Here is a 14,303-nt window from a genome sequence, read left to right on the forward strand (position 1 = left end):
TTACGCTACGCTCGCCGCCTCAGATCCACTGCCCTCATGAATAAGACGGGCTAGGCCGTTGGCGCCGCCTGCGTCAACGGCACACCGCTGCTTTCACACTCCGATCTCGCTCCGCTGGTCGCTTGGCCGGCCAACAGATGCGCACGTGCAACAGGGCCCGAACGCGTTGACGCGCGACGCGCCCGGCCGCGTCGTCCACATCTGGGTCATCAGCGCCCGACCTCGGGCGGCGACAGCCGAAACCGCCGAAAAGCCGCGTACCGATCGGCGGAGGCTCATGCGGATGCAACCTAATCTGCGCCGATGGATTGACGCTTCATTGGAGTTGTTCTAATTAAGAACAGCGCGGACGGGGTTTCGTCCAACGGATCGGGAGAGACACGATGGCCAGCAATCACAGCGCGGCGTGCGAAAGCTGCCGCTTCTTCGACGACCACAAGATCAATGGCGGCATGGCTGCCGGCGACGAAGGCCTGTGCCGCTTCAACCCGCCGGTGAGCCAGCCCGAGCCGAAGTCCCCGGGCCTGTGGCCAGTGGTTGCTTCCAAGGATTGGTGCGGCCACTTCACAGCCGAAATGTCCGCCGCCGAATAAACGACGACTTTCATCTTCGCGGATAAAAGCCGGTGCGAAAGCGCCGGCTTTTTTCGTATGAGCCCATGACCTTCCCACACGAAGTATTTCTGCGCCCGATGCATGAGCCGGTCATGATCCCGTCACCTTCGCATCCGATGGCGGGACATTACGGTACAGGGCGACAGCCGACGCGCCGCGCTGCGGGCCGGACCCGGTGGGTTCAGGCGTATGGGGATAGTTGAGACATGACGTATCGATCGTTCACGGACGTGGCCGGACGCCTCGTAGCGCCGCTCGCGGGCCTCGTCCTGGCCGCGCTGCCCGGCCTGGCGCATGCCGCGACGCTAAATGACCCGAGTGGAACCTGGCTCACCGAGGACGGCCGCGCCCGTATCCGCCTCGAGAAGTGCGGCCCGCAGCTGAACAACCTGTGTGGCTACGTCGTCTGGCTGAAGGTGCCCCTGAACGACCAGGGCCAGCCGCGGATCGATTTCAAGAATCCCGATACGAAGAAGCAGGCCCGCCCGTCGCTCGGTCACCAGCTCGTCATGGGCCTGAAGCCGAACGCCGACGCCCGCTATGCCGGCAAGATCTACAATGCCGACGAGGGCAAGTTCTACGACGTCACGATCTGGACCGAGCAGCCCACGGAACTCTCTGTGCGCGGCTGCATGCTGGCGATCCTGTGCGGCTCTCAGACCTGGAACAAGGTGAGCGACGTGGCGCCCGGCCAGCTCACCGCTCAGACCAACACGCCCGGAGGCCCGCGGGCCGATGCCGAATGGGCTGCGAAGCCGACGGCAGCAGCGGGCGCAGCGCCCGGCACAAAGCCGGCCGTGAAACCGGCTACCAAGCCGGCTGCGGGTGCCGCTCCGGCCGCCGCGCCCACCGAAGAGTAGGTTCACCCGTTCCCCTTCCCCCTTGCCCTTGGGGGGAGGGATCGAGACGACGATACGATCAGTCCACGAGGGCCGCGTAAGTCAGCACCCGCAGCTCGCGCCGGATCGGCAGGGCCGAGGACGGGATGAGCTGGGCGAGGAGGACGACCGCGAGATCCTCGGCGGGGTCGATCCAGAAAGCGGTGCTGGCGAGCCCGCCCCAGGCGGCCTCGCCGGGTGTGCCGACGATCTGGGCACGGGCGGGATCGAGCATCACCGAAAAGCCGAGCCCGAAGCCGATTCCCGTATAAGCCGATTCCGAGAAGCGCGGCTGGCCCATGGCGGCGAGGTCGCCGGCCAGATGGTTGGTTAGCATCAAGTCGACGGTCTTGCGGCCGAGCAGACGCACGCCGTCGAGGGCGCCGCGCCCCAGGATGAACCGGCAGAAGCGCATGTAGTCGGAGGCCGTCGAGACGAGGCCGCCGCCGCCGGAGGCGATGGCCGGAGCGGTGGCGAACCGGCTACCTACCGCGTCGTCGTAGAGCTTGAGGCTGCGATCGCGAAACAGGCTGTAATTGGCGGCAAAGCGCGGCAGCGCGTCGGCGTGGACGAAGAAATCGGTATCGACCATGCCGAGCGGACCGATCACGCGCTCGCGCAGGAAGTCGGCGAAATCCACGCCGGAGATCACCGCGACCAGATGGCCGAGCAGGTCGGTGGCGACGCTGTAGTTCCACTCGGCACCGGGTTGAGCCAGCAGGGGCTGCCTCGCGAGGCGTCCCACCACCGTGGCGAGGTCGTCGGCCTGGGTCTCGCCGAAATCGACCCCGTTCTGGCGGTAGAGCGCATCGACCAGCGTCGCCTCCATGAAGCCGTAGGTCAGGCCAGAGGTGTGGGTGAGCAGGTCGCGGATGGTGATGAGGCGGTTGGCCGGCTCGCTGTCGAATTTCACCCGGTTGCCGCCGGTGAGAACCCGCATGTCGGCGAATTCCGGAAGGAAGCGCGTGATCGGGTCGTCGAGCTGGAAGCGACCCTCCTCGTAGAGCATCATCACCGCCACCGAGGTCAGCGGCTTCGTCATCGAGTAGATTCGGGCGATCGTATCCGGGGCGAACGGTTTTTCGCGGGCGATATCGGCGAGGCCATGGGCGCGGAAAAACGGAATCTTGCCGCCCCGCGAGACCATCACCGAGAGGCCGGCGAGGCGGCCGTCGGCCACGAGCCGTTGCATCCAGCCGTCGATCCGCTCCAGTCGGTCCGGACACAGGCCCACCGCGCCCGGCTCGCTGTCGATCTCGCCCTGCATGCCCGCCGCTCCATCGCTTCACGCTCCGGGCGCATGTAGCGGGGCAGGGCGGAGACGACAAACCGCGCCTGGCCGGTTCACCAGCCCACGGAGCCCGGCCCGCCCTTGAACGGCCCGACGATGCCGGGCGTGATCCAGCCGCCATAGAAACCACCGGGCTGCGGTTCGACCCGCAGGTCACCGACGAAGCAGGCATCCATCGGGCCGGCATAGAAAGCGAGGTGGCCGGCGATCGCACGGAAATCGGGCGTCGGGTCGGGATAGGCCCAGGCAGCGCCCTCGGCACGGCGGCCGCCGGCCGAGACGTCGTGGAGCACGGCGCGTCCCTTCCACTCGCAGATGCCGGCCCTTCGCGGGGCTCCGAGGCTGCCGGCCATCACGTCGCCGGGTGGAAAATAATAGGTCGGCGGGTGGCTGGTCTCGAGCACGCGCCAGCCGTCCCGCGTGTCGGCGATGGTCTCGCCGGCGAAGACCACACGCAGGCGAACGGCGACACGCTCAAGGCGCGGCGGGCGCGGATAGGCCCAGACGCTCTCCTCGTCAGGCTTAGGGGCAATCGGTGTGGGCCACATGCGCATCGACGCCTTTTCTCGGGAACACGACTTGGTGAGATAGGGCGTGGCGGGATCCTGGTGCCGATTTTTCCGGATTCGGGTTTTCGCGAGCCACGGTTTTCCCCTGGCGCGCGTCATGCTAGCGCACGCCTGGATGTCGAATGCCTGGATTTGACGAAGGGACGCCCTGCGTGACCGAGCCGACCGACCTCGCCCTCTACCTCGACTTCGACGGCACCCTGGTGGAGATCGCGCCCACGCCCGATCAGGTCCGCGTCGATCCCGCGTTGCCCGCGGCCCTGGAGCGGCTGCGCGAACGGCTCGGGGGCGCGCTCGCCATCGTCACCGGCCGGCCGATCGGCGTCATCGACGATTTCCTCAGCCCGGCCCGGTTCGATGTTGCCGGACTGCACGGGGTCGAGCGCCGGGTCGACGGCGTGGTAAGTGGCGGGACTGCGGACGACCACCCGGCATTGCGCGCACGCATCGCCGGGCTCGTCGCGGCGGTCACCGGCCTCGATGCGGTGCTGATCGAGGATAAGGGCGCGTCGGTGGCCGTGCACTGGCGCCTCGCCAAATCCGCCGATGCGGCAGCGGCGGAGGAGGCGGTGAAGGCCACCGCCGCAGCGCTGGGAAGCGCCTACCGGCTCCAGCTCGGCAAGGCGGTGGGCGAGATCGTACCGGCCCTGGCGACCAAGGGCCACGCCATCCGGGCCTTCGCCGAGCACGCCCCCTATGCCGGCCGTCGCGCGATCTTCCTCGGTGACGACCTCACTGACGAGAAGGCGTTCGCCGTCGTCAACGAGGGCGGTGGCATCAGCGTCCGGATCGGCGCGGCAGACACCATCGCCACGCGTCGCCTGGACCATCCGGAGGCCGTGCGCCGGCTGCTCTATTCCTGGGCCGACGGCGCCCCCATCGATCCCGACGCCCTGCCACAGGCCTGAAGCGCCGATCGACGATTGCCCGCCGGCAGAGCCGGCTCGGAACGGTTTGCCGGCAGATCCGGCTTGGATAGGATCGCGCGCTCATGTTCGAATTCCCGGTCCTCGTCGGCGACATCGGCGGCACCAATGCGCGTTTTGCACTAGTGCCCGAGGCGGGCGCGCCACCGCGCCTGCTCGCCCATGTGGAGACCGCCGGCCATCCCCATCCGAGCGCGGCGATCCGCGCCGCGCTGGCCAAGGGCGGTGGTGCCGCGCCGCGCTCGGCGATCCTGGCGGTGGCCGCGCGGGTCGACGGTCCGGCGGTTCAGCTGACCAACGCCCATTGGGTGATCGAGGGCGAGCGGATCGGTCGAGATTTCGGGCTGTCGCGGACGGTCATCGTCAACGACTACGTGCCGGTGGCCGCAGGGGCCGCCAACATCAGCCCCGGCGAGTTGACCCAGGTCGGCCCCCATCGCGAGGGCGGCATCAAGGGCGATCAGGGTGCGCGCCTCGTGCTCGGCCCCGGCACCGGATTCGGGGCGGCGGCCCTGCTGCCGGTGGGGGACCGCCTCGCCATCGTCTCGACCGAGAGCGGGCACGTGGATTTTGGCCCGAGCGACGCCCTCGAGCACGCGCTGTGGCCGCACCTGGAGCGGATCGAGGGCCGGATCACGGTGGAGACACTCCTGTCCGGTCCCGGCCTGTCGCGCCTGCATGCGGCCTTGCGGCGGATGCGGACCGGCGAAGACGGCCCGAAGATCGACCCGGCTGCCGTCACCGAGACCGGGCTCTCGGGAGAAGACGCCGATGCGGCAGCCGCCCTCGAGCTCTTCGCAAAGCTGCTCGGCCGCGTCTGCGGCGATCTCGCCCTGACCTTCCTCGCCACCGGCGGGGTCTATATCGGCGGCGGCATCGCCCCCCGGATCATCGACGTGCTGCACAAGGGCGGCTTTCGCGCAGCCTTCGAGCACAAGCCGCCCTTCGTGACGCAGATGGAGGCGATCCCGACCAGCGTCATCGCCGTCCACGATCCTGCGCTCTCCGGCCTCGCGGCCCTCGCGAGCCATCCCGACCTCTTCGTGTATCACGGCCAGGTGTGGGAGGATGGCTGACGCGAGAGCGTCGCCTCAACGACCAAGAGGCGGTTCGGTTTCAACGGTAACGGCTTGAGGCCGCCGCGTTCCCCTAAATCCCCCCGCCGGCGACCTCGCGCGCCACGGCACGGCGGCCGATGTCCCGGCGGCAGAAGCCCTCCGGCCAATCGATCCGGGCGATGGCGGCGTAGGCGCGGGCCTGGGCCTCCATCATGCTGTCGCCGAGCGCCGTCACTGTCAGCACGCGGCCACCATCGGCGAGCACCTGCCCGTTCTCGGCGCGGGTGCCGGCTTGGAACACGATGACGTCGTTGCTGGCGCCGGCCTCGGCGATTCCGCGGATCACCGAGCCCCGCATCACCGCGCCGGGATAGCCGGCGGCCGCCATCACGACGGTCAGCGCCGCGCGGCGCGCGTCGAACCGGAGGTCGATGCCGGACACGTCGCCCTCGCAGGCGGCGAGCAGGGCCGGCACGAGATCGGAGGACAGACGCGGCATCAGCACCTGTGCCTCGGGATCACCGAAGCGGGTGTTGTACTCGATGAGCTTGGGACCGTCGGCGGTGAGCATCAGCCCGGCATAGAGGATGCCGGTGAACGGCGTGCCGCGCGCGCGCATGCCGTCCAGTGTCGGCGCGATGATCGTCTCCATCACCTCCCGCTCCAGGGCGGGGGTGAGAATGGTGGCCGGCGAGTAGGCGCCCATGCCGCCGGTATTGGGGCCACGGTCGCCGTCGAAGACGCGCTTGTGGTCCTGCGCCGTCCCCACCGGCACTGCGCGGGTGCCGTCGCAAAGGGCGAAGAAGCTCACCTCCTCGCCGAACAGGCATTCCTCGATGACGATCTCGGCACCCGGATCGGCGAGCATGCCGCGCACCGCCGCCTCGGCCTGGTCGAGGGTCTCGGCGACCACCACGCCCTTGCCGGCGGCGAGCCCGTCGGCCTTCACCACGATGGGCGCGCCATGCGCGGCCAGATAGGCCAAAGCGGGGTCGAGTTCGGTAAAGCGCGCGAAGCCGGCGGTGGGGATGCCGTATTGCGCGCACAACTCCTTGGTGAAGCCCTTCGAGCCCTCGAGTTGGGCGGCCGCCTTGGTCGGCCCGAAGGCTCGGATTCCGGCCGCCTGCAGGTCGTCGACAAGCCCCGCCACCAGCGGCACCTCGGGCCCGACCACCACCAAGCCGATACTCTCTCCCGAACAGAAGGCCCGCACGGCGGCATGGTCGGCGACGTCGAGCTCCGGCCGGTTCTCGCCGTAGGCGGCGGTCCCCGGGTTACCCGGCGCCGTGAACAGGCGGGAGCAGAGCGGGCTTTTGGCGATGGCGTAGGCAAGCGCGTGCTCGCGTCCGCCGGAGCCGATGAGAAGGATGTTCATGGGGGTGAGGGTTTTTCCCAAAAGCCGTTCTTTGGAAAGGCCGATTCCGTTTGGCGAGCGCGGCTGTGCACGGGAAGCGTCGCGGCTGATCTGACAACGCGCCCGTTGTCCCGCATGTTTCGTGGAGATCGGGTGGAACGAAACCCGGAGCGCCATGTTGTCAGGCATCATGCCAGGTTGTCGCAAATCCGTCTCGTATTCGGTGGCTTCGCCCCAATTTCGCGGGATGAGCGCGGCCAAGTACATTGTTCGCGGCCGAAGAGCGACGCGAGCCTGCAACGATAACCCGCGTCCGCGGCATGCGCCGCACTGGTATTGGGCTCTCGCGATCGGAGCCCTACCGACGGCCTGCGCTGCGCTGATTCTGGCGATCCTTCTTTAGGACGCTTGATCGCCGGCGGCCTTTACCTGCCCGGCACCCGGCACTAGCGTCCGCCGCCATGGCCGTCCCTCCCCCGCCTTCCGCCCCCCTCAAGTCAGATGCCGCGACGCCGTCGAACGTCGCCGAATGGTCGGTGGGCGAACTCGCTTCCGCGCTCAAGCGGACGCTGGAGGACGCCTTCGGCCATGTGCGGCTGCGCGGCGAGATTTCCGGGTTTCGCGGCCAGCACGGCTCGGGTCACGCCTATTTCTCGCTCAAGGACGGCACCGCCCGCATCGATGCAGTGGTGTGGAAGGGCACCTTCAACCGCTTGCGGCAAAAGCCGCAGGAAGGATTGGAAGTGGTCGCCACCGGGCGGATCACCACCTTCCCCGGCAAGTCCTCGTACCAGATCGTCATCGAGACCCTGGAGCCCGCCGGCATCGGCGCCTGGATGGCTCTGCTCGAAGAGCGCAAGCGGGTGCTCGCCGCCGAGGGGCTGTTCGCGCCCGAGCGCAAGCGCCCGATCCCTTACCTGCCGCGGGTGGTCGGCGTCGTCACCTCGCCCACCGGTGCGGTCATTCGCGACATCCTTCATCGGTTGGCCGACCGGTTTCCGCGCCCGGTCCTGGTCTGGCCGGTCCGGGTGCAGGGCGAGGGCGCGGCCGAGGAGATCGCCGCCGCCATCCGGGGCTTCAACGCCCTGTCGCCCGGCGGGCCGATCCCCCGGCCCGACGTGCTGATCGTGGCGCGGGGCGGCGGCTCCATCGAGGACCTGTGGGCCTTCAACGAGGAAGCGGTGGTGCGCGCCGCCTCCGAATCCACGATTCCGCTGATCTCGGCGGTGGGGCACGAGACCGACACCACCCTGATCGACTTCGTCTCGGACCGGCGCGCCCCGACGCCGACGGGCGCCGCCGAAATGGCGGTGCCGGTGCGGGCCGACCTGATGGCGGAGGTCGCCGATCTCGCCCGCCGCCAGCGCGAGGCGGTGGAGCGCAAGCTCGATCGGGAGGGCAGCGATTTGCGCGCCCTGGTGCGGGCGATGCCCGGCGTCGATGCCTTCCTGGCCGGAAAGCGCCAGCGTCTCGATCTCGCCGAGGCCCGCCTCGGGCCGGCGCTCGCCGGCAACGCCCGGGTCCACCGCCTACGGGTGTCGCGCCTGGTGGAGCGGTTCGTCCGGCATCCGCCGACGCTGGCCCTGGCGACGGCACGTGGGCGCCTTGCGCGCATCGGCGATCGCTCGGGCAGCGCCGTGCGCCACGGTGCGGCGCGAAAAGGCGAGGCCCTGTCCTATCTCGGCCGCCGCCTCGTCATCGCCCGCGACGGCACGCTCGGTCGCGCCCGCGCCGAACAGGCCCGCAACCACGATCGCCTCGGCGCCGTGCAGGCGCGCCTCGCGCAGGGCATCGCCCGCCTGACCGAGCGCCGGCGCGATCGGCTCGGCGCGCTGACCGGCCTGCTCGGCTCGCTGAGCTACCGCGCCGTGCTGGCCCGCGGCTTCGCCCTCGTTCGGGATACGGCCGGCGCCCCCGTGCGCGGAACCGCCGCCGCGATCGCAGCCGAGCGGTTTACCCTCGAATTCTCCGACGGCACCGTGACGGCACGCACGGATCCGGCCCGGACGGAATCCGGCGCGCCCGACCCGGGCGGGGAGGGTGCGCCGACCCCTGCGCGGACCGATCCCGTGCGGACCAAGCGCACGCCGCGCAAACCAGCGGCGGAGCCGGTGCGCCAGGGGTCGCTGTTCGAGGGCTGAGACCGATCCACGACCGGACTATACGGCGTTCAGGCATCCTCCTTCGACAAAACGGAGGGCTGGGGCGCCGGGAATCCCGTTTGCCCACGGGGCCGGCTTGACGAAGTGGGCGGCGTTTGCGAACCGCGGCACGGCACATGCCTTGAGCCGAACTCTGCTGAAAGACAGGGTCTGCCCGAGGCCGGCCGACGCCCTGAAGGAGTCGCAATGACCACTACGATCGACAGTACCCAGAAGCTCCACCTCGTCTTCGGCGGCGAACTGGCGAGCCTCGACGGGGTCACCTTCCACGACCTCAAGGGACTCGACATCGTCGGCATCTTTCCCGACTACGCCTCGGCCCAGACGGCCTGGAAGTCGAAGGCGCAATCCACAGTGGATTCCGCGCAGACGCGCTACTTCATCGTGCACCTGCACCGGTTGCTCGAGCCCTGATCTGTGCAAGGCGGCGCACCGCCCTGCATGAAGGCATTGTGACGCCCCCCTGCCGGCTGATAAGCACCGCGGCACGCAAAGGTCCGCGATTGCGACAGGGTGGCGGACCCTAAGGATCTCGAGATGAAGACCCCGGCATGAAGTCCTCGATCAAGATCATCGCCGGCAACGCGAGCCGGCCGCTGGCCGAAGCCATCGCGGCCTATCTCGAATTGCCGCTCGCCAAGTGCATGGTCCGGCGCTTTGCCGACATGGAGATCTTCGTCGAACTTCAGGAGAACGTGCGCGGCGAGGACGTCTTCATCGTCCAGTCGACCTCGTTCCCCGCCAACGATCACCTGATGGAACTGCTCATCATGATCGACGCGGCACGGCGCTCCTCGGCGCGCCGCATCACCGCGGTGATCCCGTATTTCGGCTATGCGCGGCAGGACCGGCGCACCTCGGGCCGCACCCCGATCTCGGCCAAGCTGGTGGCCAACCTCATCACCGAAGCGGGCGCCGACCGGGTGATGACGCTGGATCTCCATGCCGGCCAGATCCAGGGCTTCTTCGACATTCCCACCGACAACCTGTTCGCCGCCCCCGTGATGGTGCGCGACATCAAGGAGCGGCTCGACCCGAAGGACTGGATGGTGGTCTCGCCCGACGTCGGCGGCGTGGTGCGTGCCCGCGCCATCGCCAAGCGCATCGATGCGACCCTCGCCATCGTCGACAAGCGCCGCGAGCGCCCGGGCGAATCCGAGGTGATGAACATCATCGGTGAGGTCGAAGGCCGCTCCTGCATCCTCGTCGACGACATCGTCGATTCCGGCGGCACCCTGGTGAACGCCGCCGAGGCCTTGCTCAATGCCGGCGCAAAGGACGTCTCGGCCTACATCACCCACGGGGTGCTCTCGGGCGGAGCGGTGTCGCGCATCGCCGCGTCCCGGATGAAGGAGCTGGTGATCACCGATTCGATCCAGCCGACGCAGGCGGTCAAGCTCGCCCGCAACATCCGCGTCGCCACGATCGCGCCTTTGCTGGGCGAAGCCATCGGCCGGACCGCGACAGAATCGAGCGTGTCGAGCCTGTTCACCTGAGCCGGTCGCGAGGGGCGACCGCCATCGCGGCGCCCCGTTCCCACAGCCGCGAGACCGCGATGAACCGAGGCGGCGGTTCTCAATTGCGTCCCCCCCCGGCGAACCTGTATAGACGGCTCTCCCCTATTGAAGCGTTGAGACGGGATGCTGCCGGCCAGTCGAGGTCGGAGCGAGCGGCGCCACGTCGGCGACGCCCCGACGCCCGTCCCGCCAGAACCGTTGGAGTTGTCCGATGACCCAAGGCCCGCTGATGCCGAAGGCCACCGCCGTATGGCTGGTGGAGCACACTTCGCTGGCCTTCGAGCAGATCGCCGATTTCTGCAAGTTGCACCCGTTGGAGGTGAAGGGCATCGCCGACGGTGAAGTCGCCGCCGGCATCAAGGGCCTCGACCCGATCACCACGGGACAGCTCACCCGCGACGAGATCGAGAAGGCGCAGGCCGCCCCGAACTACAAGCTCAAGGTCGCGGTCTCCAAGGTGAAGCTGCCCGAGGTGAAGCGTACCACCAAGGGTCCGCGCTACACCCCGCTGTCGCGGCGCCAGGACCGTCCGAACGCCATCCTGTGGCTGCTGCGCAACCATCCCGAGCTCAAGGACGCGCAGGTCATCCGGCTCGTCGGGACCACCAAGTCGACGATCCAGCAGATCCGCGAGCGCACCCACTGGAATTCCGGCTCGCTCCAGCCGATGGACCCGGTGACGCTCGGCCTGTGCACGCAGATCGACCTCGATTTCGAGGTCCAGCGCTCCGCCAAGGACCGCCCCGCCGTGCTCCCCACCGATGGCGGCGCCACGCTCCTGCCCACCGAAGTCTCGACCGCGTCCGACTACAGCGACAACGACGAGCACCACCGCAACGCCCGCGACGAGAAGCTCAACGCCGAATCCGTGTTCGCCAAGCTTAAGGGCATGCGCAACACCGACACGGACGACGAGGACTGATCGTCGGCGAAAACACTGGCCCAGTTTGAGGCCGCCGGACCCGGCCCGATCCGCGCAAGGCAGCTTGCGCGGATTTTTCTTGGGGCCGACCCGGCACGATAACGAGAATCGCGCGGACGATCGTCAGTCGCCAAACCCCGTAAAATGCGTAATAATGCGTGATCTCGATCGGCGAGGGCAGATATTCAGGGGGGCTCATGATCTCTCAGGGCACCGGACAGACCATGAGAACGGAGCCCGAGGCGCAGGATTATGCGGCTGCATCCGCCGCCCTCGACGATGCGCCGGAGGCTGAAACCTGGACGGAGCCGACGCCGCGGATCGTCTCGGAGCCGGTGACGCTCGCCGAATCCCTCATGACGCGGGCCGGTTGGAGCCCGTCGAACTTCGGCGACGATGGCCCGAACCCGCCCTACCTGCGCATCGGCGGCAAGCTCTGGGTGACGCTCACCGAGTTCGAGCCCTGTTTCTCCTCGTTCCACCGCGACCGAGTCCTGTTCCGCTCCAAGGTCTCGATGGCCGATCACCTGGCCCGCTACGATCAGATCATGATCGATCCGCTGGCGTTCGAGGAGTGCTTCGGTCCGGAGGAGGGCACCGAGGCGACCTTCCCGTTCGGCACCTGGCTCACCATCCGCGAGGTTCGGTTCACCGGCATTGCGCTCTGGGGAAAGAGCCACGGCCGGGTGGTGCTGCCGCTCGAGCCCCTCGCCGTCGCCTCGGCCGTCTGGCTGCGCAACGCGACGGGATGCAACCCGGTTCTGCTTTGACCGACGCGTGCCATCGAACGTTCATATTGCCGGACCAGGCGCGATCGGCTATGCCACCGCCGTTCTCCATTTGGAATCGACGGGTCTCGAACGGTTGTTCGGCACCAGCCCCGTTGGAGAATGGCCCTCGACCATCGTTTGAGAATGCGTCGGCCCTCCCACGGGGGGTGAGCCTGTCCGGTCCTCCAGGGACCGCAGGCGGCGATCGCCGAGGGTGCCCCGTCACACGAACCGCCGACGCTGGCCTCGCAACGAGGCCTGTCAGGAGACAGAATGACCGCTGGTAGCGCCCTGCAGCGTAACCCAAGCCGCGACGATTTCGCGGCACTGCTCGAAGAGTCGTTCCTCGAGCACGAGATCACCGAAGGCTCCGTCGTCAAGGGTCGCGTCGTCGCGATCGAAAAGGACGTGGCCGTCATCGACATCGGCGCCAAGACGGAAGGCCGTGTCGCCCTCAAGGAATTCAACGGCCCCGGCCGCGAAGGCGAACTCGCCGTCGGCGACGAGGTCGAGGTCTATGTCGATCGCATCGAGAATGCGCTCGGCGAGGCCGTCATCTCGCGCGACAAGGCGCGCCGCGAGGAGAGCTGGGTCAAGCTTGAGAAGGCCTTCGAGGCCAACGAGCGCGTCACCGGCGCGATCTTCAACCAGGTCAAGGGCGGCTACACCGTCGATCTCGACGGCGCCGTGGCGTTCCTGCCGCGCTCCCAGGTCGACATCCGCCCCGTGCGCGACGTCACGCCCCTGCTCGGCACGCCGCAGCCCTTCCAGATCCTCAAGATGGATCGTCGCCGCGGCAACATCGTCGTGTCGCGCCGCACCGTCCTCGAGGAGAGCCGCGCCGAGCAGCGCTCCGAGCTCGTGGCCAACCTCGAAGAAGGTCAGGTCATCGACGGCGTCGTCAAGAACATCACCGAATACGGTGCGTTCGTTGATCTCGGCGGCATCGACGGCCTGCTCCACGTCACCGACATGGCGTGGCGCCGCGTGAACCACCCGTCGGAGGTCGTGACCATCGGCCAGACGGTCAAGGTCAAGATCATCAAGATCAACCACGAGACCCACCGCATCTCGCTCGGCATCAAGCAGCTGCTCGCCGATCCGTGGGAGGGCATCGCCCAGCGCTACCCGGTCGACGCCAAGCTCAAGGGCCGTGTCACCAACATCACCGATTACGGCGCCTTCGTGGAGCTGGAGCCGGGGATCGAGGGCCTGATCCACGTCTCCGAGATGTCCTGGACGAAGAAGAACGTCCATCCGGGCAAGATCGTCTCCACCTCCCAGGAAGTGGAAGTGCAGATCCTCGAGGTCGATCCGGTCAAGCGCCGCATCTCGCTCGGCCTCAAGCAGACCCTCCAGAACCCGTGGGAGGCCTTTGCCGAGCAGCATCCGGTCGGCTCCGAGGTCGAGGGTGAGGTCAAGAACAAGACCGAGTTCGGTCTGTTCATCGGTCTCGACGGCGACGTCGACGGCATGGTCCACCTGTCGGATCTCGACTGGAACCGTCCCGGCGAGCAGGTCATCGAAGAGTTCAAGAAGGGCGACATGCTGCGCGCCCAGGTTCTCGACGTCGATGTCGAGAAGGAGCGCATCTCGCTCGGCGTGAAGCAGCTCGGCGGCGACCCGTTCACGGAAGCCGGTGAGCTCAAGAAGGGTCAGATCGTGACCTGCGAAGTGACCGAGGTGAAGGATTCCGGCGTCGACGTGAAGATCGTCGATACCGACCTCACCACCTTCATTCGCCGGGCCGAACTCGCCCGCGATCGTGGCGACCAGCGTCCCGAGCGTTTCGCCGCCGGCGAGAAGTTCGATGCCCGCGTGATCCAGTTCGACCGCAAGGCGCGCCGGGTCCAGCTCTCGATCAAGGCCCTCGAGATGGCCGAAGAGAAGGAGGCGATGGCCCAGTTCGGTTCCGCCGATTCGGGTGCCTCGCTCGGCGAGATCCTTGGCGCAGCCTTCAAGAAGGCCCGCACCAGCGACGACAAGGACGACGCCCAGGACTAAGAGTTCGGAAACAGTGCCGTCAGCCGCTTCTGGTTGACGGCACTCCGAAACGAAGCAAACGCCCACGCAGGATTGCATCCTGCGTGGGCGTTTTTCGTCTAGAGGCCGGCAAAATTCTGCGACGACTGCGCGATGTGGCGCGAAGACTTACTGATTTCGGTGACCACAAGTACGGCCGCCCACTTGCCGCGCAGGGCAGGGCGGGGCTAGAACAGCAACGCCGAGGAAGCGAGGCGGA

General features: G+C 68.0%; 13 protein-coding genes. 10 read left to right on the forward strand and 3 right to left on the reverse strand.

What is annotated here, in order from left to right; genetic code table 11:
• Nucleotides 1-383 precede the first annotated feature (383 nt).
• Entirely contained in the window at nt 384-593 is a 210-nt protein-coding gene (locus tag G3T14_RS19150; protein ID WP_163644140.1) for a hypothetical protein, read from the forward strand.
• A gap of 227 nt (nt 594-820) precedes the next feature.
• A complete protein-coding gene (locus G3T14_RS19155; protein ID WP_163644141.1) occupies nt 821-1,474 on the forward strand; it encodes a DUF2147 domain-containing protein in 654 nt (217 codons plus the stop codon).
• 58 nt (nt 1,475-1,532) lie between these two features.
• On the opposite strand, the gene G3T14_RS19160 is transcribed toward G3T14_RS19155, so the two are convergent.
• Both G3T14_RS19160 and G3T14_RS19165 read right to left on the reverse strand, forming a co-directional pair.
• Nucleotides 1,533-2,759, reverse strand: a complete 1,227-nt coding sequence (locus G3T14_RS19160) for a serine hydrolase domain-containing protein (RefSeq protein ID WP_163644142.1) — start codon at nt 2,757-2,759, stop codon at nt 1,533-1,535.
• 77 nt (nt 2,760-2,836) lie between these two features.
• Complete coding sequence (locus G3T14_RS19165) at nt 2,837-3,331, reverse strand: DUF427 domain-containing protein (protein ID WP_163644143.1); 495 nt, start codon at nt 3,329-3,331, stop codon at nt 2,837-2,839.
• A 173-nt stretch (nt 3,332-3,504) separates the two neighbouring features.
• On the opposite strand from G3T14_RS19165, the gene otsB reads away from it, so the two are divergent.
• Together otsB and G3T14_RS19175 are read left to right on the forward strand one after the other, a co-directional pair.
• Nucleotides 3,505-4,260, forward strand: coding sequence for a trehalose-phosphatase (gene otsB, locus G3T14_RS19170; protein ID WP_348645307.1), 756 nt, complete (start codon nt 3,505-3,507; stop codon nt 4,258-4,260).
• An 83-nt stretch (nt 4,261-4,343) separates the two neighbouring features.
• Nucleotides 4,344-5,354: a glucokinase gene (locus tag G3T14_RS19175; RefSeq protein WP_163644145.1), complete on the forward strand. Its 1,011-nt coding sequence runs from the start codon at nt 4,344-4,346 to the stop codon at nt 5,352-5,354.
• A 73-nt stretch (nt 5,355-5,427) separates the two neighbouring features.
• On the opposite strand, the gene purD is transcribed toward G3T14_RS19175, so the two are convergent.
• Complete coding sequence (gene purD, locus G3T14_RS19180; RefSeq protein WP_163644146.1) at nt 5,428-6,711, reverse strand: phosphoribosylamine--glycine ligase; 1,284 nt, start codon at nt 6,709-6,711, stop codon at nt 5,428-5,430.
• 440 nt (nt 6,712-7,151) lie between these two features.
• Here purD and xseA point away from each other — a divergent pair, with 440 nt between their 5' ends.
• The 6 genes from xseA (at nt 7,152) to rpsA (ending at nt 14,065) form a co-directional block, all read left to right on the forward strand.
• Complete coding sequence (xseA, locus tag G3T14_RS19185; protein WP_163644147.1) at nt 7,152-8,831, forward strand: exodeoxyribonuclease VII large subunit; 1,680 nt, start codon at nt 7,152-7,154, stop codon at nt 8,829-8,831.
• A 207-nt stretch (nt 8,832-9,038) separates the two neighbouring features.
• Nucleotides 9,039-9,266, forward strand: a complete 228-nt coding sequence (locus G3T14_RS19190; protein ID WP_163644148.1) for a DUF4170 domain-containing protein — start codon at nt 9,039-9,041, stop codon at nt 9,264-9,266.
• Nucleotides 9,267-9,403: 137 nt separating this feature from the next.
• The gene (locus tag G3T14_RS19195; RefSeq protein WP_163644149.1) at nt 9,404-10,348 is read left to right on the forward strand and encodes a ribose-phosphate pyrophosphokinase; all 945 of its coding nucleotides are present in this window, start codon (nt 9,404-9,406) and stop codon (nt 10,346-10,348) included.
• A gap of 232 nt (nt 10,349-10,580) precedes the next feature.
• Entirely contained in the window at nt 10,581-11,291 is a 711-nt protein-coding gene (locus G3T14_RS19200) for a cell cycle transcriptional regulator TrcR (RefSeq protein ID WP_163644150.1), read from the forward strand.
• 224 nt (nt 11,292-11,515) lie between these two features.
• Nucleotides 11,516-12,061 carry a hypothetical protein gene (locus tag G3T14_RS19205; protein WP_246733429.1) on the forward strand — a complete coding sequence of 182 codons (546 nt, stop codon included), beginning with the start codon at nt 11,516-11,518 and terminating at the stop codon, nt 12,059-12,061.
• Nucleotides 12,062-12,334: 273 nt separating this feature from the next.
• On the forward strand, nt 12,335-14,065 hold the full coding sequence (gene rpsA, locus G3T14_RS19210) for a 30S ribosomal protein S1 (protein ID WP_163644151.1): 1,731 nt from the start codon (nt 12,335-12,337) through the stop codon (nt 14,063-14,065).
• Nucleotides 14,066-14,303 lie beyond the last annotated feature (238 nt).

The sequence above is a fragment of the Methylobacterium sp. BTF04 genome, from assembly GCF_010692745.1.
Lineage (GTDB): Bacteria > Pseudomonadota > Alphaproteobacteria > Rhizobiales > Beijerinckiaceae > Methylobacterium.

Bases quoted from the DNA above. Each gene is read 5' to 3' on its own strand.
- G3T14_RS19150 (WP_163644140.1), top strand. From the start codon at position 384: ATGGCCAGCAATCACAGCGCGGCGTGCGAAAGCTGCCGCTTCTTCGAC.
- G3T14_RS19155 (WP_163644141.1), top strand. From the start codon at position 821: ATGACGTATCGATCGTTCACGGACGTGGCCGGACGCCTCGTAGCGCCG.
- G3T14_RS19160 (WP_163644142.1), bottom strand. From the start codon at position 2,759: ATGCAGGGCGAGATCGACAGCGAGCCGGGCGCGGTGGGCCTGTGTCCG.
- G3T14_RS19165 (WP_163644143.1), bottom strand. From the start codon at position 3,331: ATGTGGCCCACACCGATTGCCCCTAAGCCTGACGAGGAGAGCGTCTGG.
- G3T14_RS19175 (WP_163644145.1), top strand. From the start codon at position 4,344: ATGTTCGAATTCCCGGTCCTCGTCGGCGACATCGGCGGCACCAATGCG.
- purD (WP_163644146.1), bottom strand. From the start codon at position 6,711: ATGAACATCCTTCTCATCGGCTCCGGCGGACGCGAGCACGCGCTTGCC.
- xseA (WP_163644147.1), top strand. From the start codon at position 7,152: ATGGCCGTCCCTCCCCCGCCTTCCGCCCCCCTCAAGTCAGATGCCGCG.
- G3T14_RS19190 (WP_163644148.1), top strand. From the start codon at position 9,039: ATGACCACTACGATCGACAGTACCCAGAAGCTCCACCTCGTCTTCGGC.
- G3T14_RS19195 (WP_163644149.1), top strand. From the start codon at position 9,404: ATGAAGTCCTCGATCAAGATCATCGCCGGCAACGCGAGCCGGCCGCTG.
- G3T14_RS19200 (WP_163644150.1), top strand. From the start codon at position 10,581: ATGACCCAAGGCCCGCTGATGCCGAAGGCCACCGCCGTATGGCTGGTG.
- G3T14_RS19205 (WP_246733429.1), top strand. From the start codon at position 11,516: ATGAGAACGGAGCCCGAGGCGCAGGATTATGCGGCTGCATCCGCCGCC.
- rpsA (WP_163644151.1), top strand. From the start codon at position 12,335: ATGACCGCTGGTAGCGCCCTGCAGCGTAACCCAAGCCGCGACGATTTC.